Consider the following 23,800-nt stretch of genomic DNA (forward strand, 5'->3'; position numbering starts at 1 on the left):
CAAAGAACAATCTCTAAATTTCACTTTTTTATTAACTAAAAAACACTCTCAGGAGAAAATGGCTAAAAACGAAACTTTAGCCGCCCTAAAAATTATTCCGTTGGGCGGTTTGCATGAAATTGGCAAAAATACGTGTGTTTTTGAGTATGATGACGAAATTATCCTCTTAGATGCAGGATTGGCTTTTCCCACAGACGGGATGCATGGAGTCAATATTGTTCTCCCAGACATGACCTATGTACGGGAAAATCGTCATAAAATTAAAGGAATGATTGTGACTCATGGTCATGAAGACCATATTGGTGGGATCGCTTTTCATCTTAAGCAATTTGAAATTCCTGTGCTCTATGGTCCTAGACTAGCACTGGCAATGCTAGAAGGAAAATTGGAAGAAGCAGGAGTACGCGATCGCACCGAATTGAGAAGCGTCCTTCCCCGTGATGTCGTCAGAATTGGCAAACATTTCTTTGTAGAATATATTCGCAATACCCACTCCATCGCTGATAGCTTTACCGTAGCAATTCATACACCTGTTGGTGTGCTCATCCATACAGGAGATTTTAAAATTGACCATACGCCCGTAGATGGTGAGCGTTTTGACTTGCAAAGGCTCGCTGAACACGGTGAAAAAGGCGTACTGTGCTTGATGAGCGACTCAACAAACTCAGAAGTACCAGGGTTTACACCTTCAGAACGTTCGGTATATCCAAATTTAGACAAGATATTCAGTCAAGCGACTGGACGACTGTTTGTGACAACTTTTGCTTCTAGCGTACATCGCATTAACATGGTTTTGCAACTAGCGCAAAAGTACAAGCGCGTCGTGACCGTAGTCGGTCGTTCCATGCTGAATTTGATTGCCCATGCCCGTAATTTAGGATACATCAACTGTGATGATAATCTCCTTCAGCCGTTGCATGCTGTCCGCAATCAACCAGATGAAAATGTGTTGATTTTGACGACTGGTTCTCAAGGTGAGCCAATGTCAGCGATGACGCGGATTGCCAATCAAGAACATCCTCATATTAGAATTCGACAAGGAGATACAGTCGTATTTTCAGCTAACCCGATTCCTGGAAATACAATTGCTGTGGTCACTGTCATCGATAAGTTGATGATGCAGGGAGCAAACGTCGTTTATGGTCGGGATAAAGGAATTCACGTCTCTGGTCATGGATGTCAGGAAGACCAAAAGCTGATGATTGCTTTGACTAGACCCAAGTTCTTTCTCCCTGTCCACGGAGAACATCGAATGTTGGTCAAGCATTCTCAAACCGCTCAGAGTATGGGTATTCCTGCAGAAAATATGGTTATTATTCAAAATGGGAATATCGTCGAACTGACTGAGGAATCCATCCGTATTGCTGGTAAAGTACCATCCGGTCTGGAACTGGTAGATACTTCTGGTAGTGGCATGGTTAGTGCAAAAGTCTTGCAAGAACGACAACGCATGGCAGAAGAAGGTATTGTGACAATTGCAATGGCGGTAGATTGGCATGGCAAGCTGATGGCAAAGCCAGAAATTCACCTGCGAGGCGTTGTGACGAGCATCGAGCGCTCTTTGCTGCAAAAATGGGTACAACAGAGAATTGAAGAAATTCTTAGTGTTCGGTGGTCAGAATTTACCCGACCTTTTGATGGTGAAAATCAAGAGGTAGACTGGGGTGGATTGCAAGGACATTTAGAGCGGGAATTAGCACGCTCTTTGCGAAAGGAATTACATTGTCAACCATCTGTAACTTTATTGATGCAAATTCCTGACGAACCACCAGTAAAAGTTTCTGATGGCAGAAGGCGGCGTACTCGTACTGCGGCTCAAGTTGCATCGTAGGCGGATAGATGATAAACTCACACCAAGGTGCAAGGAAGCTAAGAAAAAATTTGCACCTTGGCGTGAGATTTGAAACGATTTTCTCCCGCTTCTACAAGCGTAAAGTGTTCACAAAGCTAGGTGCTGCCAATTCAGGGTAGTGCATAGCCAGGTCTTTTGCTCGTTACTAACTAATACCAAGAGCAGGTGTGTGAAGCTCGAACTTCTTAGCATCAGTTGCCCACACGTAGTAGTCACTGTCTCCCTCGCGTTTATACAAGATTCTATGCCCCTCATCAGCGTCTCCTGGTTCTACAGAAAGGAGAACACTCACCTGAGATTGCGCTGATCCGGTTTCATTTTTCTCGACTGAGATCGTAGCGTGGTAAAACTCGCGACTGCCAATAGGGATAATACCATTAAACGTCAGCCTTTCACTGTGAAAGTCCACATCCTCTATACCATGCTGCCAAATAAAATTTGCTGTACCGTTCTTGGTAGTGACGATGAAAGTCCCCACACTCGGAGCGAGAAATCCCACATCCTCGAAATCAGCAGGAATAGTAGGCTTGGCACTCGATAGATCTTCACTGAAAGTTTTGGGAAACGTCATATGTAAATTCCTTTGTGTACTTGAGTCAAGTTGAACACAAGGCGTTTTGATGCCTTGTAACTTTTAATAGATTTCAATGAAATCAACTTACGCAGTTATCGTTATATGCTGCGGGTGATGGAGGAGTGATTCGGATAGCGCACTTGATGAAAGCGGCGTCACGGGAGTATGAAAAATTGGGGCGGACGTGGCAGATGAGGGTGCCTCCTAGTGGAACATAACCTTGGCTATAATTCAGATGCATACCTGAAGTAGTGCTAACAACAGGGCAAGGGACGTGCGATCGCCATGACGACAGCGACAAAAAAACTAACCCTAGAAGAATACCTCGCTTATGACGATGGGACAGACACGAAATATGAGTTAGTGGATGGAGAATTAGTGGAAATGCCGCCAGAAACTAATAGAAATAACCGGATTGCTCTCTATCTGCTATCTGAATTTCTCAAGCTCGTCCCTTTACACCTCATCTGTCACAAAGATACCGAGATTGTAGTAACGGGCAGTCGCACTCGCGTGCGCCTACCAGATTTGATGATATTAACTGAGGAGTTATTCGCGGCGATTGGTGGCAGACGTGCTACAATTACTCAGGATATGCCATCTCCTGTACTGGTAGTTGAAGTTGTTTCACCAGGCAAAGTTAACGAAGATCGGGACTACCGCTACAAGCGATCAGAGTACGCCGCACGGGGAATTCCTGAATACTGGATTGTTGATTCGCTTAAGGCAAGAGTTACAGTGTTGACGCTGGTAGATGGATTATACGAAGAAGCGGTGTTTCAAGAAAGCAATGATATTGTCTCAGCTACTTTTCCTAATTTGAAACTGACTGTAGTGCAAGTTTTGGCAGCAGGCGAAGGGTGAATTGATTGACAAACCTTGCTTAAAACTTTTCGCTACCATAGTTAAAAACTCCCCTATTGCAATATTTATTAACTAAAATTTATCTTCAAAGACATTTATAAATTTTACTTAAATAAATGTTTTCTAAGGTACTTTATTTTTTTATTGTTGATCAAACAGTGCGCCAAACTTATTTACTTTGGTTAGTCAGATTTCCGCCTTTTTGAAGAAGTCGGGAATCTTGCAAAATCGTGGTGAGAAATTCGGGCTAAAGATATTCTAATGAATCAACAGGTACACTAGAAGCAAAGTCACAAGTGTCAGCGGTACCCCAAAGCGCAGATGTTCCCAAAAAGTCAATTTGTAGCCTAACTTAGCAGCAGCTTCCGCGACGATTAAGTTGGCGACTGAACCAAACAAAGTTAAATTTCCAGCTAAAGTTGAGCTCGCTGCAAGTAATAGCCAAGATTGGGGATCATCTTTAGGAATTAAGGGTTGTAGTAGGAGTACAGCAGGAACGTTAGAAATTAGGTTAGATAATATAGCTGTTACGCTCAAAAGACCAACGGAAGAGTTGACTGCATAAGTGAATGGCTCTAACAAGTTCAACTTTTGTGTGACTTTTGTTAATATGAAAAGTCCGGAAAACATCACCAGCAAATTCCAGTCTACCTCTTTGAGAATCCGCTGTGGTTTAATCCTTCGAGTCATGAGCAAAAGGCTAGCAGCCACCAAAGCAGACACTGCAAGGGGTAAACCCACAGCAAAAGCGATAAGCAACCCAGTGGTGATGATAATGGTTTTTTGATAAAGAGGTTTGAAGATGCGCCCCTTTCCAAGGAGTAATTGTTCGCTGGGTTGAGTTGAGCGCACTTCAGGGTAAAGTAGCCATAGTAATCCTACCTGAATTGCCAAGCCTATCAGGGCGACAGGAGCTAACGTTCGCAGAAAATCTATGTAGCTAATACCAGAGAAAGAGGCAATGAGAATGTTTTGGGGATTACCGCTCAAAGTGGCTACAGAACCAATGTTAGTTGCTCCAGCGAGTGCAAGTAAATAGGGGAGCGGATTCAAATTGAGCGCTTGTGTCAGACTCAAGGTTAATGGTGTGAAAATTAGCGCTATGGTGTCATTGAGAAAAAAAGCGGAGAGGACACCACTGGCAAAAGTCAAGGCGATTAACAAGCCAAAGGGACTGCGGGTGACACTCAACAGCACTGCTAGTGCCCGCTGAAAAAAACCAGCAAAGGATAAATTAGCATTGACAACCATCATGCTTAACAAAAACACGATGGTAGTGGCATCAATGGCATCCCATGCTTCTTGCAAACTCAAAACACCTAAAGCAATCAGAAATGCAGAACCTACCAGAGCAATTGTGGCACGATTCATGCGTAGACCTGGAAGATAGCCCAGTGCTAATCCTAGGTAAGTTAGCCCCAATACGCCATAAATTGCAAGTTGTCGCAGAAGAATCACAAATTTATTTAGCTATTGTCAGCAACGATATAGCTATCAGCAAAATTACTCATATCCCAATGTAAGATTACCATTTTTAAACTGCGAGTGAGAATGTGGGGAAAATCATAGAAAAATAGGTTTGAAAAAATCGTAATTCTTGATTTTCGATAAATTTTCTTGCTTTTCTTCTTTCTATCTCCTACTTAGCCTCTTTTATATATAAGTATTTTTTTTGGGAAGGTTGTAATATTTAAAAGTTGCTATCAGCGTGAAATTTACGCAGCGTTGCTATTGACGAATAACTACCTGAATGCAAAACAACAGTATTTATACTTAAGCATAGATGCTGATGTCAAAATGTAGTTAGAAAATTTTAGTAAACGTGACATTTTTTTCTATCTAACAGTAGATGTCTTTACTAAAAGTTTAATTAAGTCAAGCGAAAAACAAGATTTTTCTATCGCACCCTTGACAAAAAGAAAATCGCGCTTAACTTGACGTAATATAGAACAGGCTCTGATGTCAGTAGCTACTAAATCATCAGATCAAACAAATCATCAGATTGTATCTTAGTCAGGACAAGATTCTTCCGGGACAAGTCGTGGCAACGTTGTAGATGTTCATCGGGTAGTTCAGAAGCCTCAATCGAACAGAGGAGTGAACCATGAAGGTATACCATAATACCACAAAAAGAATTTTTCTGGCAAGCTGGGTGTCGATAAATCAAACACAGGAAAATGCTCCAGCATCTCAAATGCATCGTCCTTCCGCCAAGCCTCACTTTGATATTTTTCAATCCATACGGCGATGGTTAGACAATGTTCCAATTCGCGATCGCCAACTCGCCCATCGTTTGTGTAAGCTTATTCCTTCCCAGTGTCCGTTTGAGCGCGATGTGAAATTACTTGGGAAAACCCTGTTTCATATTCCGCCAATGTGCAAACTCAATCCTGTCTATGAAGAATTAGTTAGCTTACGTTTTCGAGCACTATGCTATCTAGCTGATGAATGCGGCGAAGACGTTACACAGTACTGCTAATAAGCCAGTACCGTTGTTGTTGAGAATTATTTTGTCAGTGACCAGTTATCAGTTACCAAGGAAGCGCAGTATCAGTTATCACTGGTCACTGGTCACTGGTCACTGGTCACTGTATACTGTTTTAATAATTGCTCATGATCAAAAACTAGTCATGACTGACTGTTTTTTCGCCATTGTGCAATTGCATTTTGCGCTTCTTTGTATGCGGCTGTTCCCTCTGGAACGAGAGCTGCGGTTTCAATTGCAGCTTTAAATTCTTTTCGGGTAGCTCGTTTTTTGGCAAGATGCAAAATATTTTCGCTCCATGAGTTGATAGATTTTTGAGCAATATCAAAACCTGGTTCATCTCGTGGGACTTTTTGAGCAACTTCTATCGCGCGATTGTAAGTAGAAGCCTGTCCATCCCGAATTAAGCCAACAGCAGCATCGATAAGGGTTGTATTGCTCACATACTGCTTTGCTTCTAGCCGCCATTGCTGAATAGATGTTTGTGCTTCTGAGTATAAAAGTTGCTCTTTAGGGACTAACTGTGCAGCGGAAATAGCATTAGCATATTGTCTTTGCTGAGCACGATTTTGGGCTAAATCTAAAATCATGCGGCTCCAAATCTTGATGTTTTCCTGAGCTTGTGTGTAGTTGGAATCACCAGGCTGAATTTTACTAGCCGTATCAATTGCTTGTCTCAAATCACTCGCTTGATTTTGACTCAGTGACATTTTCCGCAATTCCAACAGTGCTTGATTTCGTTGTTTAGATTCGTCGGGGCTAGGAGTGACTTGGGGAGTAGAAGTAACTTGAGGGATGATTAATTGGGTTTTTGGTTGAGTGAGTACGGTTGGTGATGGTGTGAAGTCAGGTTGTGGTGATACCTGATCAATCTTTTTGTTGTTAGTAGTCCTCAAAGATGGTGGTAATATCTCCGCTAACCTAAATCTTGCGCGATCGCGGAACAAAATAACCACAATTAAGCATAGAAGAAGCATCGTAGCTATGCTCCACACCAGAAGCTGCAGCAAAAATTGGTTGTTTGACGATCTTTTCTGGGTATGAGGAGATGAGGGAGTTGGGGGAGTTGGGGGAGTCGGGGAAGAAATGACTTGCTGGGCTTGACTTTCTACTTTTGCTTCAGTTTTATCCTCCAATTGAGGCGAGGTTACCTGCGGCTTGGGTACAAGAACAATGACAGGGTTTTGTGTGGGACGCCAGTAGTGTTGACAAAGTTCCGGCGTGCGAACACTCAAATATTTTTCTAGATTCGTCAAATTGCGGCCATGATTGTAACGCAGAGCTTCCAATAACGCAGCTGTAAAGAACCCGTGACCTAATTCCCGACTTTCGTGAGAATATTGCTCTGGTTGGCAAGAAAGAATAGTAGTAATTTGTAGTTCTTTAGCTAGTTCTATTGTTTCTTTCCCAATGTAAGCATCTGCGTAGGTTCCGAAGGCGCGGTTGATATCAAGCAATAGCAATGCATCGAGGTTAGCCACTTGCAGGCTTTGCATTAAGGTTCGTACTTCTATACCCGTTTGTTCAACGTTATTGGGATCGCCTTCCACTGGGATTAAATAATCTTGTCCCTTGTAGTTGACGCCATAACCGCTAAAGAAAAACCACAATCGGTCTTGCGGACGCCAGAAAGCAGCAGCAAAATCTTCAAGCAACAGTAAAATGTTCTCTTTAGTGGGATAGGTAGATCTATCTCCAAATGGTGGCGAAGTCTCTGTGATTAGCAGACACTGTTGCGACAAAAAACCACCATTTGTCACCAAAAAATTTTTGACCGCCTCAGCATCTGCTTGAGCGCAGTCTAAAGGTTGAAAGAACTGATATTGATTAATACCAATTGCGATTGCCCAGTTATTTGCCATCGCGATTTTTTTGACTCGTTGTTTACTGACCCACGAGAGTGGTTGGCTTTACAAAAAACAAGGCTAACCTATGTCTACTAACCTATGTCTAATAGTCTAGGTGATTCTCGTTCAACTTTTATAGCACCTGCCGTCCCTTTGTTGTCTGTCTAATGGTAAGGAAGTTGAGGAATTGCAGTTTTTAGTTAATCCAAACAGCAGGACTCGACTTATGCATCACCAACGCAAACCATAAGATAGCGATTTGTACCTAAGCACTCACCGCATTTGTTTCTATGCCTTAGAATGGAAAGGCTGTCTACATCTAGAGTACCCGTTACTATGGCTGTTCCTAAGAAGAAAACATCCAAGTCCAAACGAGATAAACGTCGAGCAACATGGAGGCACAAAGCCGCAGTTGAAGCTCAGAAAGCTCTTTCTCTTGGCAAGTCTATTTTGACTGGACGTTCTACTTTTGTCTATCCAAGTGCTGAACAAGAGGAAGAAGAGGAATCATAAGACGGCTATTCGGTAATTAGTAGCTGGTTGTTGACCTGATGTTAGTTGTTAGTGATTTTTCTACTAACTACTAACTGTTTACCATCACCCATAACTTATGACTGATTACTCTATCACCATATAAAAATTAGAGTGTCTTCAGAAAACTTATTTTTTTGCAATTATGGTGAGAAAATTCTTTCAGAAGCCTGCACAAGAACAAAGCGATCGCGTTCCTCCTGGTCAGTACTTAACTAAGGGATTCCCTGTATTAACTTATGGTGCGACTCCTCAAGTCAGCACAGACGAATGGGAATTTCGGGTATGGGGTTTGGCAAAACCTACAACCTTTACCTGGTCAGACTTTATGGCGCTTCCGCAGCACGAATTTACAGCGGATTTCCACTGTGTCACGCGCTGGTCGAAACTTGATGTCAAGTGGACTGGTATCAAGGTTACAGATTTTATGAAACTCATTGAGGTAGGCGCCAAAGCAAACCATGTTATGGAACACTGCTACGGTGGTTATACTACCAATATTTCAATGAAAGACTTTGTGCGAGAAGAAAACTTCTTTGCTTTTAAAGTCTTTGGAGAACTGTTACCAGCAGAACATGGGGGACCACTGCGGCTTGTCGTTCCTCACCTCTACGCTTGGAAAAGTGCCAAGTGGATTAATGGTTTAGAGTTCCTAGAACGCGAAGAGTTAGGTTTTTGGGAACGCAACGGCTATCACCGTCGTGGTGAACCCTGGGCTGAAGAACGTTACAGCAATTAAAAGGTTAGTAGGGCGAGTCATGCCCTACTGGCTTAATTCATACTTAATTTATAAGTACCTATAACTTTTGTTGTTTTGGGATGACAAACAGCGTTGCATATGACAAGGCTAATTTCAGTCACCCGCATTTCTCCAATATAAAGACTTTCCAATTCTTTGACTTTCTTTTGAAATGATGAGCTAGGCTCACGTGTAAATCTACATAAAGTCATATTTCCAAAAAAGACTGTATCAGAAATATATTTTTTATTATCCGGTACACCTATTTGTTTTAAGCCCAAATCTAACGCTTGAACTAACTTTCTTAGCGTTTCATCACAATACCCTACAAGAGAAACACTCGTTGGAAATAAAATTAAACCCTCCAAACGAAAAGTGAATGATTGAAATTTTGGAACTATTTGAGTAAATAATTCATTCACTTTCACCACATCTTCGTTTTTAAAAAGCGGAGGATTGTTTACATATCGTATATTTTTTATAGTTATATGTAGGCATTCACTCGAATAATAGAAATGGTGGGAATCTACGCTTTGTAACTGAGCAATGATTTCTTTTGAAATTATTTGGGTAATGTCTTTTGGAGGAAAAGAAAGTGATGCTAGACCAATGGCGTCATCGTTTTCATAATCACTTCGCATCTCAACAATGCTTAATTGACTTTGCCTTTGCTGAATATTATCTTTCAGTTGTTGGATAATTTGTTTTTGCTGTTTGATGTAGTTGTCACTCATTATGAAATAGTTGTTTTTGTGCAAATAAGCGTCTATTGCTGGACGTTAAGCAATACGGTTCGGACAAGCACCCGGACAGAAACCCGGTAACTTTTGCAAAACCAGGTTTATAAGCACGCGAAATACCCTTAACCGAACCGTATTGGGACGTTAAGAAGACAATCCTACTTTAACAGCTAAAATTGCTAACCAATGAATCGTTTCAGTGTAGATAACTTGTCTTTATAAGGAGCGTATCGCAATTTTAAATCGAGCCAGAAGGAATTGTGCAAGACACTTTTGTAATGTGAAAAGGTGTCAAAACTAGATTTCCCGTGGTACTTGCCAATTCCACTGTCACCCACACCGCCAAATGGTAAAGATGAAACTGCAACCTGTATCACTGTATCGTTAATACAAACTCCTCCAGATGAAGTTTCTTGCAAGACTTGTTGTTGTAGATTTTTGTTATTAGAAAAGAAATATAAAGCCAAGGGTTTCGATTTAGAGTTAACTAAATCAATTGCTTCGCTTATGTTCGTGTATTCTATCACTGGAAGAATCGGACCAAAAATTTCTTCCTGCATAACTAAGTCTGTTAAGGAGACATCTTCAAGCACTGTTGGAGCAATATAAAGTTCTGAAGAGTTGGTTTCTCCACCAATGCGAACTTTGCCTTCTTTCAGGAAATGAGTTAACCTGTCAAAATGTTTTTGATTGATAATCCTTGCATAATCAGAACTACTTTCAGGATTCTCACCATAAAATTCTTGCAAGCATTTCTGAATTTCATTTAATAAATTTTCTTTGATTTTTGTATCTACTAAAAGATAGTCTGGTGCGATACAAGTTTGTCCGGCGTTGAGAAATTTGCCCCAAGTGATACGTCTTGCTGTGTGTTTGATATTAATATCAGAATCTACAATGCAAGGACTTTTCCCACCCAATTCTAGGGTGACGGGTGTCAGATTTTTAGCAGCTGCTTCCATCACTATTTTGCCGACAGCCGTTCCACCAGTGAAAAAGATATGGTCAAACTTTTCTGCTAGTAGTTGTTGACTTGTTTGCACACCTCCTTCGATAACTGTAATATAAGCTGGCTCGAAAGATTGTTCTATGATCTCACTGAGAAGACGAGAAGTGTTTGGTGCAAGTTCTGAAGGTTTGAGAATCGCACAGTTACCTGCAGCAATAGCGCCGATTAAGGGTGAGATGATTAAATTAAATGGATAGTTCCAAGGACCAATAATTAAAACCACTCCTAGCGGTTCTGGATAAATGCTTGCGGATGCAGGAAAAAATTGCAGGGAAACTGGTGTTTTCTGAGGTTTAGTCCAAGTTTTGATATGCTTGATAGCATAGTTAATTTCTTGGATTGCTCCAATTTCTGTTGCATAACTCTCAAATTCGGGTTTATTTAAATCTGCTTTCAGTGCGCTGATGATAGCTTCTTTATGCTCAGTGACTGCTTGTTTTAAAGTTTTGAGTTGTTCAAGTCGGAAATTAATATCTTTGGTCTTACCAGTTTTAAAAAAAGCACGTTGTTTGTGTATGATATCGGCAATTGAGACTTCTTGAGAAATCATTGTTGTTTGTCCTAGTTAGCTAAGTTTCATCAAGTCTTCAGCACGTAAAATTACTGTTTAATGGGCAAACATACTGTAAATACACTCCCTTTACCGACTTCTGAATTCATGGAAATTGTACCTTGATGTGCTTCGACAATTCGGCGAGAAAGATACAGTCCTAAACCACTACCAGAACGCGTATGACTTCCTTGGCGAAATCTTTCAAATAAAGTGACTTGTTCTTCAGGAGAAATTCCTGGACCTGTATCTGCGACTTCAACTGTTATACAATCATCTGAAGGGGTCGCTGGAGTGATGCGAATGCTGACTGAACCAGTGTCAGTAAATTTGACAGCATTACCTATAAGATTGGTGAATAACCTGTGGAGTTCTAGGCGATCGCCCATAACTGCACTCATCCCTAAGTCCTCACCGACATCTAAATTGACTGTAAGATGTTTTTGCTCGGCTAAAGGACTCAATTCTTCTGAGACTTCTTGTAGTAACTGACTCAGGTTGACTGGTTGAAACGCTAAGTTTTTGCGACCTGCCTCAAAGCGATAAACTTCCAGTAAGGTGTTTACCATAGTCAGCAAGTTACTGTTACTGCGAGCCATAATATCTATGACTTCCTGCATTTGCGATGACAGCTGTCCCAAAGCACCCTCAGCAAACAGCATCAACATCCGATCCGCTGCAACCAAGGGTGTACGTAAGTCGTGAGTCAGGCGAGAGACAAAATCTTGCCGTTGACGAGCGATTTCATCGCGTTCATCTATACTATGCTTGAGACGGAGGAGCGATCGCACCCGTGCCAACAATTCACCGACTGTGACAGGCTTACGGATAAAATCGTCCGCGCCCAAGTCTAATCCATGAGCAATGTTAGGTGAGTCATGTGCGGTAATAAGCAGAATTGGGATAAATGGCAAAGTCATATTTTGCCTGATGCGTTTAGTAACCTCATAACCATCCATTCCCGGCATCATCAGATCTAGTAATACCAAATCACAAGTCGATATTTCGAGTTTTGCCAATGCTGAAGCACCATTCTCTGCCGTGCTAACCGTGTAGCCTTCTTCCTCTAAAATGGTTTTGACCAAAAATACATTGTCAGCAGAATCATCTACAACCAGAATCTTGTCAGACTTAGAAGATTTAGACATATAGCATAGAAGAGACGCTCATTTCACAAAAAAGAAAAATAGCTTTAGCTCTTTGCTACTTTTCTCCTTTACCAATACTACCCACTTATTTGGATATCATCATGTCTTTGTGGTTGTTCAGGTAAAGATTCTCGCGGTGTTTTGAGTAAAACCCAAAAGAGGTAAAGTGAGAGAATCTGCTTTTTCAGCAAGAAGTTGAGGCGTTTGAGATTGCGCTCATTCAGCAGCCATTCCCCAAACTTCTCTAGTAACAGACCAAAAATAATTTCAATAGATTTATTAATGATTATTTCCAGCATTGCGATCGCCTCAGTTGCTTGACTGAGTGTACTGTCGCAATTTTCTTTTGTAGTTATTTACTTGACTTGCGGTGACTTAGCTTGACTTATCCTGATATGTCTTGATTTGCAAGAATTTTTCAGAAAAGTTTGGCTAAACTGAATTTGAGAGCGATTTCAGGCAAGGTATATGTCGTTACCAGAAAGCTTCCTGACACAACTGGAGCAATATAGTGAATTGTCGCAACGAGAAAAGGAAGTTTTTCTGGAAATATTTGGTCGTGGCAAAAGTCGAGTCGAAGTCACTCAAGCGATTAACATCTCCGATAGCAATCTCGGTAGCTGCTTAACAGGAATATACAAGAAATTCAGCATTAGTGGTAGTGGTCCTATTAAAGAAAACCGCCTGCGGGAGTACTTGAGCAAAAGATACGCGCAGCAGCAACCCTCTGGTCACTTAACTATTGATATTTCAGATAATGATATAGATACGTTAGTTCAAGAAATCCGTGAACAAGTCAAACCCAGCATCAAAGAACGCTGTGGAACCATGCGCGTGCTGGACATGACTCAACCGATTGAGTTGACTGGAGAACGGGGTATTTATACCAACGTCAATATTTTGGAGAAAATCACAGGACGCAGGCGACAAGAAATTGCAGAACTGCTGCAAAACTGTGACGTGGAAAATTTTGAGCGCTTTGGACTTAGCCGCGTGAGTGAGAAACGAGTACCAGGACTGGAGGCGGTACAACGGTACAGTAAGCTGATAGTGTTGGGGAAACCAGGAGCAGGAAAAACCACGTTTTTGAAGTATTTGGCGATGCAGTGCATTCAGGAACAGTTTCAGACAAACCGAGTTCCCTTGTTTATCACTCTCAAGAATTTTGCAGAAGAATCCAAACAGCCAAATATTCTGGAATATATTGCTCAACAGTTGTCGGTTTGCGGGGTGAGTGACGCTAACCTCAAAGTAGAGGAACTACTGAGACAGGGTAAAGCATTGATATTGCTCGATGGGTTGGATGAAGTTCGAGAAGAAGATACAAAGCGGATTTTACGGCAAATTCGGGAGGTTTGTGATCAGTTTCACACAAATCAGTTGGTCATCACCTGTCGTATTGCTTCCAAAGAATATACCTTTGAACGGTTCACCGAAGTGGAAGTGGCAGATTTTGATGAGGAGCAAATCGCTATCTTTGCTCAAAACTGGTTTAGAGCTAAAGACTTCGATAATTGTCATGCTGAATGGAGCGATAGCGGAGTGAAGCATCTCGAAGATTCTAAAGATTCTGGATTCTATGTCCTTCGGACACGCTTCGCTAACACTCCACTGCGTTCCGCTCAGAATGACAAGGCAGAGAAGTTCATTCAAAAACTGAAGGATAACAAGCCAATTCAAGAACTAGCAACTAATCCCTTGCTGCTGACTTTACTTTGTTTGGTCTTTGGTGAAGCTGGAAATTTTCCGGTCAATCGTTCCGAACTTTATAAAGAAGGTTTGGACGTGTTGCTGAAAAAATGGGATGCCAAACGCAACATAGAGCGAGATCAGGTTTATAAAAACCTGTCTTTACAACGCAAGGAAGACTTACTAAGTCAAATTGCCTTAACTACATTTGAGCAGAAGGACTATTTCTTTAAGCAAAAAACTGTTGAAGCATACATTGCTGATTTTATTCGCAACTTACGCGATGCTCGTACTGAGCCAAAGGAATTAGAACTGGACAGCGAAGCTGTTTTGAGGTCGATTGAAGGACAGCATGGGCTACTGGTGGAACGGGCAAAGGGGATTTATTCCTTTTCACATCTGACGTTTCAGGAGTATTTTGCTGCATGGGAAATTGTTGCGAATTCTGCATGGGAAAAGTTGGTGGAGCATATTACGGAGAAACGCTGGCGAGAGGTGTTTTTACTCACTGCTGGGATGATGAGGAAGGCTGATGATTTGGTGTGGTTCATGAAGCGGAAGGTTGATGGTTTGGTTGCTTCGGATGAAAAGTTACAGGAGTTTCTTACCTGGAACAATCACAAGTCTCTTTCAGAGGATTTACCTTATAAACCAATCGCAGTTCGAGCATTTTACTTCCTATTTTATCTTTCAAAAATTAAGCCTACAGCTGCTCGTTCTGTTGCTAAATTTTTTGCTAACACTTTTGATATAGGCTTTAAGTTATCATCTAAATTAGAAGTTGAGATTGTTCTTGCTCGAGTGATTGATGAAGCTGTCATGATTTCTTACAACTTTGGTCGTGCTCATACCCGTACTCAAGCGATTCATCTTCTTTATGACATTGATACTGTTATTGAGCTAGATCATGAGTTACGGTACCAGATAGAAGACCTCAAGTGTCAACTCCCTGATCCTTTTCAAAGAGAATTTAAGGAGTGGTGGCAAATTAAAGGTAAAGTCTGGATTGAGCAACTGAGAGCCATGATGATTGAGCATCGCAATATTGGGCATGATTGGCAGTTCAGCGAAGCACAAAAGCAACTCTTGCAACAGTATTACGATGCCAATAAACTACTAGTAGACTGCTTAAATAGTGATTGTTATGTCAGCCGCGAAGTCAGACAGGAAATTGAGGAGACTTTGCTGTTACCTATGGCGGAGATTGAGAAACGACAGGGGTGAGGTGATAGCACTAGGGAGAAATTAGGCGATCGCCCTCCATTACACAATTTCCACTAACTGAATGTTAATTTCTATTAAATTAGCCAATCTCACATCTCATCCCTAACTTGCTGCTGATATTCTAAAGGATCTTGAGTAAGTTTAATGACACCTGCATACTTGTTTAAATTAAACTCTTCTTTTTGTTGTGATTGATAAGCCTCCAAGATTTGCTCAATCTTTTGCCAGTCCTGATAATCAATCAACACTGCCACTGGACGCATTGCTTCATCAGTTACAATTTTTTTGTGAAAAGATAGCATTATAGTTTTCTTCCAACGCAAAGTTTAACTCTTACAGAGTATATTGAATAAAATAAATACAAGATAGGAATTTTATATTTTACAATTCTCCCTCAGATATTCTCTCATTCAGAACCTGCTGAAACTCTTCTATAGAACCAATTGTAATAGCAGTTGTGAAAAGCATTTTTAGCACAGATAAATTCTCGATTCCATTAATACTTTCCACAACTGGCTCAGGCACTACTCCAAAGCGAGTTTGTAGAATTTTAATCACATGTTCTCGATTTGTTAGGAGCATTCCTTGCTCAATTCCTTCTTCCTTTGCCAAGCGCTCAATACTTGTCACGTACCGCATTCTATCTGCCTCCTCGTCATTTCTCAATTCTTGTTTAAAACTACGCGCTAATTCCTCTGGCAATACCATTATCCAGTCGATAAACCGAAATAACCCCAGAATATTTTCTCGACTATATCCCCGTTCAAATAATCTTCTAACTAGACTCAATTTCCAATGTAACCGACTTTCTGGATTTCGGTGCGTAGCCTTAGTTTTCAGATGTGCCATGACGACTACACTGAAAGGATTGGTGCTTTGTTCTAGAGTTTCCCACTGTGCTTCATAGTCCAACAGTTTCGCCACGGGAAACTCTAAACTAACACGACATCCTCCTAGTAAATACCCGTAACTTGAAGGTCGCCAAGAAGCTTCTTCGTCTGCCAAAACTGCTAAACTAATAACTTGTTTCTTGTGGCGGTCAAATAACCGATAATTGTACGTGTACATCCGTTGACCAAATTCAGTGTCGTACTGTCCTTGGACTTCCACATGAACCAATACCCAAGCTTCTTCACCATCAAGTAGCCAAACCTTCGCCACTTTATCGACGAGTCGCTTACCAATTTCTGCATCCGGTTCTAGTTGTTGTAATTCAGTATCGAGAAATTCATAGCCTCGTTCCCAGTCAATGACGGCGTAAGCCTGAGGAAAAAAGAATTCCAAAAAGCGAGGAAAAAAGCTTTCAATAACGTCCTTCCAAGGACTGTCGTAATCAGTGCGTTGCTCGGTCATTCAATCTATTTTTTATTTATTGTAGTTGTTTAAAAGGCGATAGCTTCGCTTGCGCTCCTTTGCAGATCGCCTCTGACACTGCGCAAAGGGCGATAGCTAGCCCCTTAGGGGGCCTGCGCTAACGCTGCTGTGCAAAGCGCAGATCGCATTGAGGAGAAATTAAGCGATCAGCCTTTGGCTTTAGCTTGTGCATATTGCATTCTCAGCTTCGATTGCAACACTCAGGATAATACTTGTAAAATTGCTTCTATTTGCTGCTTCAGGTTTGGCAAATCTCGCTCAACAGCAAACCAAACCACGTCTAAATCAATTTCAAAGTAATTGTGAGTCAAAATATTTCGCATCCCGATAATTTGTGACCAAGGTACTTCGGGATGTTGTAACTTAATGTCAGCAGATAAGGCGCGAGATGCTTCACCGATAATTTGCAGATGTTGAATAAACCAAGTTTGAATCAGTTCATTTTGTTCAAAGCTTTGCCTTCCTTGAATTGCGTACTTGTCTATACGTTCAATTGCTTCTAAGATATCACGCAATTTTTCGCGATCGTCTCTCATAACGGAACAGCTTCTGTTAAAACCCGTTCCCGAATACGCTGGCGTAATCCCTTTTCAGTTACCACATCTACATCACGATCCAGTAGCTGTTGCAACTCCATCAGCAGTCCACCTAAGTCAAAAAGGCTTCGTCCAGGTTCCATTTCTACCAGAAAATCAACATCACTGTCTGCATCAGCCTCTCGGCGTGCCACAGAACCAAAAATACGTACGTTGTATGCTCCATGTTTAGCAGCACTTCGGAGGATTTCTTCTCGTTTTGCTTGCAAAAGGTCGTAAACATTCATGGTTTGACTCCCGTATCTACAAACAGTTTAGCCAAATCAACAGTCATGTTTGACCGTCCTAATCAAAGGAGTAATGCTTACGCACTTTCAACATCGCCTACATCACAACCGTTCCCACTCATCCTTGCCAATTCCAGCTTGTCGTAATATCTCAGCCAAAAGTCCCTTGCCAATGTCACTTTTGTGAGGGTTTGGTATTCGTACTGTAATATGGTCTTTGACCATATACTGATGCTTGCTACCAGAGTACGGTCTTTCAAAACCAAGTTGTCTCAAATACCGAATTAAATCTGAGCGCTTGATAAGTCCGAAGGAAGGCATTATGCTACTTGCTTGATTGACAGTTCAATGCCATCAATTATGGGTAATGGCAGATTGCGAGAAACTCGTAATAAAATCCACTCTTCCAAAACCTCTGCTAATTCTTCTCTACAAGCTTCCAATGTATCCGCATTAGCCCAAACTCCCTGAAATCCCGGAATCTCTCCGTAAAATGTGCCATCTTCTGACAAAATCTTATATTTAGCTTCATACATTGCGGCTTGTATGTACTTTGTGAACATAAGCAGAGTCTCTGAATTGTTTAGACATAGTTTTGTCAAATTAACAGTTATCATATAACATTTCAGCCCAGTTTTTATAAAGCAAGTCAAAAGTCAACAGTCAAAAGAAATAAATTTTTCTTTTGCCTTGTTCAGTCAAGAAAAGGGGTGTGGGGGTATAAGGGGAAAGAGCTAAAAACTTTGCTAAACTTACTTGTACTGATTTAGTTGGATGTCAAAACAAAAAGTATCTTTGCGCCATCGGTAAAACCGTCGCAGGTTCACAAATCAGTAACTCTCCATCAGCCCTGACTTCATATGTTTCGGGATCTACTTCAATATGAGGTAATGTATCGTTGAGCTTCATATCTTGCTTACTCAACTGACGTGTTCCGGAAACAGGGACAGCTTGCTTGTGCAAACCCAACTGACTAGGAATCTCCCTTTCCATAGCTGCTTGCGAGACAAAAGTTAACGATGTAGAGTGACGCGCACCTGCGAAACTACCAAACATCGGTCGCATATGTACTGGTTGCGGTGTGGGAATACTTGCATTTGCATCGCCCATTTGTGACCATGCAATCATTCCTCCTTTTAGAACTAGTTCTGGTTTCACACCAAAAAACGCTGGACGCCACAAACACAAATCTGCTAATTTACCTTCTTCCACTGAACCCACATACTGAGCAATACCATGAGTTATTGCTGGATTTATAGTATACTTAGCAACATATCTTTTGGCACGGATATTATCATTAACCGTTACATCTGTTCCTAATCCTTTGTTACCGCGTTGCACTTTCATTTTATGTGCGGTTTGCCAAGTACGAATTATTACCTCACCAACTCGTCCCATTGCTTGCGAGTCGGAAGAAATCATACTGAATGCACCTAAATCATGTAAAATATCTTCAGCAGCAATCGTTTCTCGTCGAATGCGCGACTCTGCAAACGCCACGTCCTCAGCGATCGCTGGGTCGAGGTGATGACACACCATTAACATATCTAGGTGTTCATCTAAGGTATTGACGGTGTAAGGACGTGTAGGGTTAGTTGAAGAAGGTAGAACGTTTGCTTGACCACAAACTTTGATAATATCTGGTGCGTGACCGCCGCCTGCGCCTTCTGTATGGTAAGTATGAATCACACGATTCTTAAAAGCGGCGATGGTATCTTCCACAAACCCCGCTTCATTCAAAGTATCTGTGTGGATTGCGACTTGTACATCGTAGTCATCAGCAACGCTAAGACAGGTATCAATTGTTGCGGGTGTAGTTCCCCAGTCTTCGTGCAGCTTTAACCCGATGGCACCAGCTTCTACTTGTTCCACGAGTCCTTGGGGTTGACTAGTATTACCTTTGCCTAAAAATCCTAAGTTCATAGGGAAGGCGTCGGCGGCTTGTAGCATTCGGTAAATATTCCAAGGTCCAGGAGTGCAGGTAGTCGCATTTGTACCTGTAGCAGGACCAGTACCACCGCCAATCATGGTGGTGATTCCGGAGGCGATCGCCACTTCAATTTGTTGAGGACATATAAAATGAATGTGGGTGTCGATACCGCCAGCAGTAAGAATCATTCCTTCTCCAGCGAGTGCTTCAGTACCAGGACCAATAATAATATCTACATTGTCTTGAATATAAGGATTTCCAGCTTTACCAATTTTGAATATTTTACCGTCTTTAATGCCAATATCTGCTTTGACAACACCCCACCAATCAACAATCAAAGCATTCGTAATCACTAAATCAACTGCACCATCAGCGTTGGAAATAGGAGACTGTCCCATTCCATCACGAATAACTTTACCGCCACCGAATTTTACCTCATCGCCGTAGGTGGTGAAATCTTGTTCAACTTCGATAAATAATTCTGTGTCGGCTAGTCGGATGCGATCGCCTACTGTTGGACCAAAAGTTTCCGCATAAGCGCGGCGATCCATTCTATAACTCATCACCTAGTTCCTCTTATCTAAAATTCACTTATGAATGTAAACTGACGTTGGTTCAATTCTTAATTCAGTTCTCCATTTTGATAAAGATTTATCCCATTGTTCTTCCCACTTTTGCGCCAAGCGCGGGTTTTGCTTTTCACCTTATTTTATATCCCATGGTTATGTGCTCTAACAAAGCACCAATGCTTTCTGGTGATTTTATGAGTGTAATTAATAACCCTCCTCCCTATCGGTTTTTTTTAGGATAGTGTCTCTTTTGTCAATAAGTCAATATACTTAAATTTGTTAAAACTTGCTATTTCCCGCTTATTGATAATGAAGCGGAATCAGTATGAGTTCAATTTTTTAGCGGGTTTCTAGCCCAAATGGGGAAGCTGTGAACATTCAAACCCAGGATTTAATCTTCTAACACTTGATTTTCTACATCGTACTGCTTGTTTCTCCCCTACTTGGTGAACACCGATGAGATTTTTTCTATGTAAGTTATGACTGCACTAATGGTATGAAATATTTAGAATGCATTTGTGGACTTCAAAGGTTTTATCGTTGGTAGCACTCTTTCATAGCTAAAAAGAAATGTCAACACGAGAACTGAACGAATTATTACTAAAAAACCCTGTCTTAATTGGTATTTTTACTGGTACAATTGGTGCTTTTATTGGAGCAGTGATTACTATACTTAACACATTGTTATCTAATGTATTCCAAGAACGTAGAGAAAAACAACAAACTTTTAGAGAAAATTTGCAACAACTATATAGAGATTCTCTTTCTGTGCTAGCTTGGTTTAGTCAATTAGGAAAGTGCCAGAGTCTTGTGGTGAGTGAACTGAGAGAAAAGATAGAGGTATTAATCATCAATTTTGACTTTTTGTCTATCTATTATTTAACTGATACTCGTTTTCCGAATTTGATTTCTCTCAAAGAATCTTTGGTAGATTTAGTAGAAAACTTATGTTGTTCTACTGCGCAAACCGAAGAATTAGGTATCACTCTGAGTAAAGCAGATGTGAAAGAGGTACGAGAAATGTCCAGACAATTAACAAATCAACTCATCAAATTAGCATCTGAGGATTCAAGATTCAGTTGATAATTTGACAGCCATCTACTGTTATATCGCCTACTGTTGGACCAAAAGTTTCCGCATAAGCGCGGCAATCTATTCTATAACTCATGTTAACTCCTCACAAATTACGAATTGTAAATTTTTCAAACTTTATCAGGAAGCCATTCCCTTCAGGAGAAGCACACATAACACCAACATTCACTGTTTCCACAGGAGTGAGATACGCCAACCTCAACATCGTGTAATCATCACCATCCAGAGAGTATTGAACTTCTACAGCACTACTGCGTCGAATGACACGCACCCAAATTGCATGAGGGTTTTCTGGGATTGGTAGAATAGACCAATCCGAGTAGTCACGTGTGACTACGGCGCTGACTTGTTGAACACCATTAACAAATTCAATACCACATTTCAACCAAGTGGACTCATTTAAACGCACCATTAGTCCAGCTTGGTCATACAATTGTTGATACTCACCAGTGACTTTCACCTCAACAACAAAGTCACCTTGAATTTGTTCATAAAAAAAGTGACCATTATCTCTAATAAAGCCGTAGTGAGTTTCACGCCAAAAGTCCGTTTTCGATCCAGAAGTCATGTGAATCGTATCACTTTGAACATTCCAAACAGGCGGTTCATTGTACCATTCCATCGCCATTAAATCCTTTGAATCAGTGAACAGTGAACAGTGAACAGTGAACAGTGAACAGTGAAGGAGTCAGGAGTCAGGAGCGGAGCCACCAGCCCTTCGGGTATGACCTGAGCCCTTCGGGCACGGCTTGAGGCCGAACGGTCACGCTGCGCTAACACAGTCGCCTGTTGTCGGGAAACCCTACCAAGAGCGCTGCTTCACCGCAGAGCCTCCGGTCAGAATAAAAGAGTTAATTGATTCTTCTATTCTGAATTCTGGATTCAGCAATACTGAATACTTCTTCAAACTGATACTGCGCTTCCTTGGTAACTGATAACTGATAACTGGTAACTGATAACTGATAACTGGTAACTGATAACTGATAACACTTCATCCTTTAAAAGGTTTGAGTTCATCCCAGTCAGCTATGTGTACTTCGTTGCGGTTGCGAAACATTCGCTTTTTCAGGTGGGGAAAGTCTGCGATTTCAAACTCATGGCGTTCGCCACCCATGATGTAAACTAAGTCTTCATGAAAGGGGTTGCGTAAATGGTGGGCGACAGAGGGAGTGGGGAAACCCATAAAGTCACCTGCTTCCACTTCAAATTCTTCCTCATCAATCTCAGTAATACCACGACCAGAAAGAATATAGATAAATTCCTCTTCAAATTCGTGAGAGTGATAGATGAAAGATTCTTTTCCTGGCGGTATGCGCACTAAATGAAATCCCAGCCTTTGCAAACCAACTTGTTCACCAAGAAATACTCCTCTAATCTCTGAGTTAGGATTCAAAGAATGAGAAAAAGTATGTTCCTGAAGTTTTTTGATCGCATCTGCTTTCAGCAGTGGCTTTGGCTTCTGATTTTTACTCATCATTAAAGTCACCTTTTAAGTATTGAACTTTACTAGGAAGCGCAGAGGAGAGTTTTTTCGGTGTGTCGTTGGTTGATTCTTCTTTTGTAATAAGATTTTGTTTATATAATCAATTTCCAAGGTTGTTGCCTCATCCCCAATTTCTCTTGTACTTTGGATGTATCTACCTGCGGCATATGTAAGTTTACTAATTCTAGAGTTTCACGGATAATATCTTCAAGTTGACGAATGGCAATTCGTCTTTCAGACTGAAACAGACTTTCCATCCGCATTGATAAATTTTCAGGTACAATGTTCATCTTGTCGATAAACATACCCATACGCTTGAACTGAAAAGTTGAGTAATAAAGTTTATTGATTCCGGCTAAAATCGCAAGTATATTCTGTACAGACTCAACTAAGACTTGATGAAACCATACTGTCGTATCTCGTGTTAATAAACGTTCTTGCGATTTCCAAACCGGAAAAAACTGGAGATGCGTTTCTACCATTGCTTGTGCGAGTGCGTCTGGATAATGAGCAATTTTGGCTTGCCATTGTTTAATTAATTCTTCATTATACAAAGGTATACAATTCAATACTCCAGACAACGCTTTTTGCATTGGGGAAGTCACATCTAGTTCTTGTAACACCTTTGCCATTTCTCGTTCCCAAGCAACAATGGTAATGTTACCTATTTGGCATTCTACACCGTTAACATAGTATGCTTCTCCAACCTCTCCTTGAGTGCGTTCGCCAAGTACCCAAATGACTTCCGAACCTTGATTTTGCTGACGCGCGACTTGCAATTCTTCTGGCGACGGGAGTTCATCGTAGTAAATGATCATATCAAGATCAGAGTAGCAGTCAGCCAAACCTTCAGCCGCAGAACCAGTAACCATTGCTGCTTGTGCTTTCGGGTTGCTGATGTAAGGTTCTACATTTCGTTTTGCTAATTTCAAAAGATATTGACTTGCTGCGTTCATAGTTGTCCGTTAACTTTGGCGTTAAAACCATAAACTTGGCGACTTCCAACCAAAGGAACTAATGTGACTTCTTTTTCATCACCTGGTTCAAAACGGACTGCAGTTCCAGCGGGAATATCAAGACGCATTCCTCGTGCCTGTTCTCTGTCAAAATTTAAAGCGACATTGACTTCAAAAAAATGAAAGTGTGAACCAACTTGTATCGGTCTATCTCCTGTATTAGACACTTGCAATTTTACAGTAGAACGACCTGCATTAAGTTCAATGTCCCCTTCTGGCGTGAAAATTTCTCCTGGAACCATGTTCACTTCCTTTTCTTCT

At 41.2% G+C, this 23,800-nt stretch carries 25 protein-coding genes; 7 read left to right on the plus strand and 18 right to left on the minus strand.

What is annotated here, in order from left to right; genetic code table 11:
• Nucleotides 1-58: 58 nt before the first annotated feature.
• A complete protein-coding gene (locus DP117_RS04920; protein WP_169217220.1) occupies nt 59-1,831 on the plus strand; it encodes a ribonuclease J in 1,773 nt (590 codons plus the stop codon).
• Nucleotides 1,832-1,997: 166 nt separating this feature from the next.
• Here the strand turns inward: DP117_RS04920 and DP117_RS04925 are convergent, their stop codons facing one another.
• A complete protein-coding gene (locus DP117_RS04925) occupies nt 1,998-2,423 on the minus strand; it encodes a hypothetical protein (RefSeq protein WP_169217221.1) in 426 nt (141 codons plus the stop codon).
• A 288-nt stretch (nt 2,424-2,711) separates the two neighbouring features.
• Between DP117_RS04925 and DP117_RS04930 the strand changes: the two genes are divergently transcribed.
• A complete protein-coding gene (locus DP117_RS04930) occupies nt 2,712-3,290 on the plus strand; it encodes a Uma2 family endonuclease (RefSeq protein ID WP_169217222.1) in 579 nt (192 codons plus the stop codon).
• 258 nt (nt 3,291-3,548) lie between these two features.
• On the opposite strand, the gene DP117_RS04935 is transcribed toward DP117_RS04930, so the two are convergent.
• A complete protein-coding gene (locus tag DP117_RS04935; protein WP_169217262.1) occupies nt 3,549-4,745 on the minus strand; it encodes an anion transporter in 1,197 nt (398 codons plus the stop codon).
• A gap of 649 nt (nt 4,746-5,394) precedes the next feature.
• On the opposite strand from DP117_RS04935, the gene DP117_RS04940 reads away from it, so the two are divergent.
• A complete protein-coding gene (locus DP117_RS04940; RefSeq protein WP_169217223.1) occupies nt 5,395-5,769 on the plus strand; it encodes a Mo-dependent nitrogenase C-terminal domain-containing protein in 375 nt (124 codons plus the stop codon).
• A gap of 149 nt (nt 5,770-5,918) precedes the next feature.
• Here the strand turns inward: DP117_RS04940 and DP117_RS04945 are convergent, their stop codons facing one another.
• Nucleotides 5,919-7,637, minus strand: coding sequence for a caspase family protein (locus DP117_RS04945; protein WP_169217224.1), 1,719 nt, complete (start codon nt 7,635-7,637; stop codon nt 5,919-5,921).
• A 321-nt stretch (nt 7,638-7,958) separates the two neighbouring features.
• On the opposite strand from DP117_RS04945, the gene rpmF reads away from it, so the two are divergent.
• Nucleotides 7,959-8,135 carry a 50S ribosomal protein L32 gene (gene rpmF, locus DP117_RS04950; RefSeq protein WP_169217225.1) on the plus strand — a complete coding sequence of 59 codons (177 nt, stop codon included), beginning with the start codon at nt 7,959-7,961 and terminating at the stop codon, nt 8,133-8,135.
• A 163-nt stretch (nt 8,136-8,298) separates the two neighbouring features.
• Nucleotides 8,299-8,892, plus strand: coding sequence for a sulfite oxidase-like oxidoreductase (locus DP117_RS04955; protein ID WP_169217226.1), 594 nt, complete (start codon nt 8,299-8,301; stop codon nt 8,890-8,892).
• Between the two features lie 32 nt (nt 8,893-8,924).
• Here the strand turns inward: DP117_RS04955 and DP117_RS04960 are convergent, their stop codons facing one another.
• The 4 genes from DP117_RS04960 to DP117_RS04975 form a co-directional block, all read right to left on the minus strand.
• Nucleotides 8,925-9,626 carry a hypothetical protein gene (locus tag DP117_RS04960; protein ID WP_169217227.1) on the minus strand — a complete coding sequence of 234 codons (702 nt, stop codon included), beginning with the start codon at nt 9,624-9,626 and terminating at the stop codon, nt 8,925-8,927.
• 185 nt (nt 9,627-9,811) lie between these two features.
• Nucleotides 9,812-11,191, minus strand: coding sequence for an aldehyde dehydrogenase (locus tag DP117_RS04965; protein WP_169217228.1), 1,380 nt, complete (start codon nt 11,189-11,191; stop codon nt 9,812-9,814).
• A 50-nt stretch (nt 11,192-11,241) separates the two neighbouring features.
• Complete coding sequence (locus DP117_RS04970; RefSeq protein ID WP_169217229.1) at nt 11,242-12,339, minus strand: hybrid sensor histidine kinase/response regulator; 1,098 nt, start codon at nt 12,337-12,339, stop codon at nt 11,242-11,244.
• Between the two features lie 77 nt (nt 12,340-12,416).
• Complete coding sequence (locus tag DP117_RS04975) at nt 12,417-12,638, minus strand: hypothetical protein (RefSeq protein WP_169217230.1); 222 nt, start codon at nt 12,636-12,638, stop codon at nt 12,417-12,419.
• A gap of 169 nt (nt 12,639-12,807) precedes the next feature.
• Between DP117_RS04975 and DP117_RS35960 the strand changes: the two genes are divergently transcribed.
• On the plus strand, nt 12,808-15,252 hold the full coding sequence (locus tag DP117_RS35960; protein WP_248277527.1) for an NACHT domain-containing NTPase: 2,445 nt from the start codon (nt 12,808-12,810) through the stop codon (nt 15,250-15,252).
• Nucleotides 15,253-15,341: 89 nt separating this feature from the next.
• Here DP117_RS35960 and DP117_RS04985 read toward each other — a convergent pair whose 3' ends face one another.
• The 7 genes from DP117_RS04985 to ureC all read right to left on the minus strand — a co-directional run bounded on the left by DP117_RS04985 (nt 15,342) and on the right by ureC (nt 19,942).
• Complete coding sequence (locus DP117_RS04985; protein ID WP_169217231.1) at nt 15,342-15,554, minus strand: hypothetical protein; 213 nt, start codon at nt 15,552-15,554, stop codon at nt 15,342-15,344.
• Between the two features lie 79 nt (nt 15,555-15,633).
• Nucleotides 15,634-16,605 carry a transposase gene (locus DP117_RS04990; protein ID WP_169217232.1) on the minus strand — a complete coding sequence of 324 codons (972 nt, stop codon included), beginning with the start codon at nt 16,603-16,605 and terminating at the stop codon, nt 15,634-15,636.
• A gap of 221 nt (nt 16,606-16,826) precedes the next feature.
• On the minus strand, nt 16,827-17,162 hold the full coding sequence (locus DP117_RS04995) for a DUF86 domain-containing protein (RefSeq protein ID WP_169217233.1): 336 nt from the start codon (nt 17,160-17,162) through the stop codon (nt 16,827-16,829).
• Nucleotides 17,159-17,449 carry a nucleotidyltransferase family protein gene (locus DP117_RS05000; RefSeq protein WP_169217234.1) on the minus strand — a complete coding sequence of 97 codons (291 nt, stop codon included), beginning with the start codon at nt 17,447-17,449 and terminating at the stop codon, nt 17,159-17,161. Before DP117_RS05000 ends, DP117_RS04995 begins: the two co-directional genes overlap by 4 nt.
• Before the next feature lie 102 nt (nt 17,450-17,551).
• A complete protein-coding gene (locus tag DP117_RS05005; protein ID WP_169217235.1) occupies nt 17,552-17,770 on the minus strand; it encodes a type II toxin-antitoxin system HicA family toxin in 219 nt (72 codons plus the stop codon).
• Entirely contained in the window at nt 17,770-18,012 is a 243-nt protein-coding gene (locus DP117_RS05010) for a type II toxin-antitoxin system HicB family antitoxin (protein ID WP_169217236.1), read from the minus strand. The genes DP117_RS05005 and DP117_RS05010 overlap by 1 nt, the downstream gene beginning before the upstream one ends.
• Before the next feature lie 214 nt (nt 18,013-18,226).
• Nucleotides 18,227-19,942, minus strand: coding sequence for an urease subunit alpha (gene ureC, locus DP117_RS05015; RefSeq protein ID WP_169217237.1), 1,716 nt, complete (start codon nt 19,940-19,942; stop codon nt 18,227-18,229).
• A 576-nt stretch (nt 19,943-20,518) separates the two neighbouring features.
• On the opposite strand from ureC, the gene DP117_RS05020 reads away from it, so the two are divergent.
• Nucleotides 20,519-21,031, plus strand: a complete 513-nt coding sequence (locus tag DP117_RS05020) for a hypothetical protein (RefSeq protein ID WP_169217238.1) — start codon at nt 20,519-20,521, stop codon at nt 21,029-21,031.
• Nucleotides 21,032-21,125: 94 nt separating this feature from the next.
• Here the strand turns inward: DP117_RS05020 and DP117_RS05025 are convergent, their stop codons facing one another.
• From DP117_RS05025 to DP117_RS05040, 4 genes are all read right to left on the minus strand, one after another.
• Entirely contained in the window at nt 21,126-21,662 is a 537-nt protein-coding gene (locus DP117_RS05025; protein WP_169217239.1) for a DUF1349 domain-containing protein, read from the minus strand.
• 369 nt (nt 21,663-22,031) lie between these two features.
• Nucleotides 22,032-22,517 (minus strand): cupin domain-containing protein, encoded by a 486-nt coding sequence (locus DP117_RS05030; protein ID WP_169217240.1) that lies wholly within the window; start codon nt 22,515-22,517, stop codon nt 22,032-22,034.
• Between the two features lie 98 nt (nt 22,518-22,615).
• Nucleotides 22,616-23,479, minus strand: coding sequence for a hypothetical protein (locus tag DP117_RS05035; protein ID WP_169217241.1), 864 nt, complete (start codon nt 23,477-23,479; stop codon nt 22,616-22,618).
• Entirely contained in the window at nt 23,476-23,781 is a 306-nt protein-coding gene (locus DP117_RS05040; protein WP_169217263.1) for an urease subunit beta, read from the minus strand. Before DP117_RS05040 ends, DP117_RS05035 begins: the two co-directional genes overlap by 4 nt.
• Nucleotides 23,782-23,800 lie beyond the last annotated feature (19 nt).

The sequence above is a fragment of the Brasilonema sp. UFV-L1 genome, from assembly GCF_012912105.1.
Lineage (GTDB): Bacteria > Cyanobacteriota > Cyanobacteriia > Cyanobacteriales > Nostocaceae > Brasilonema.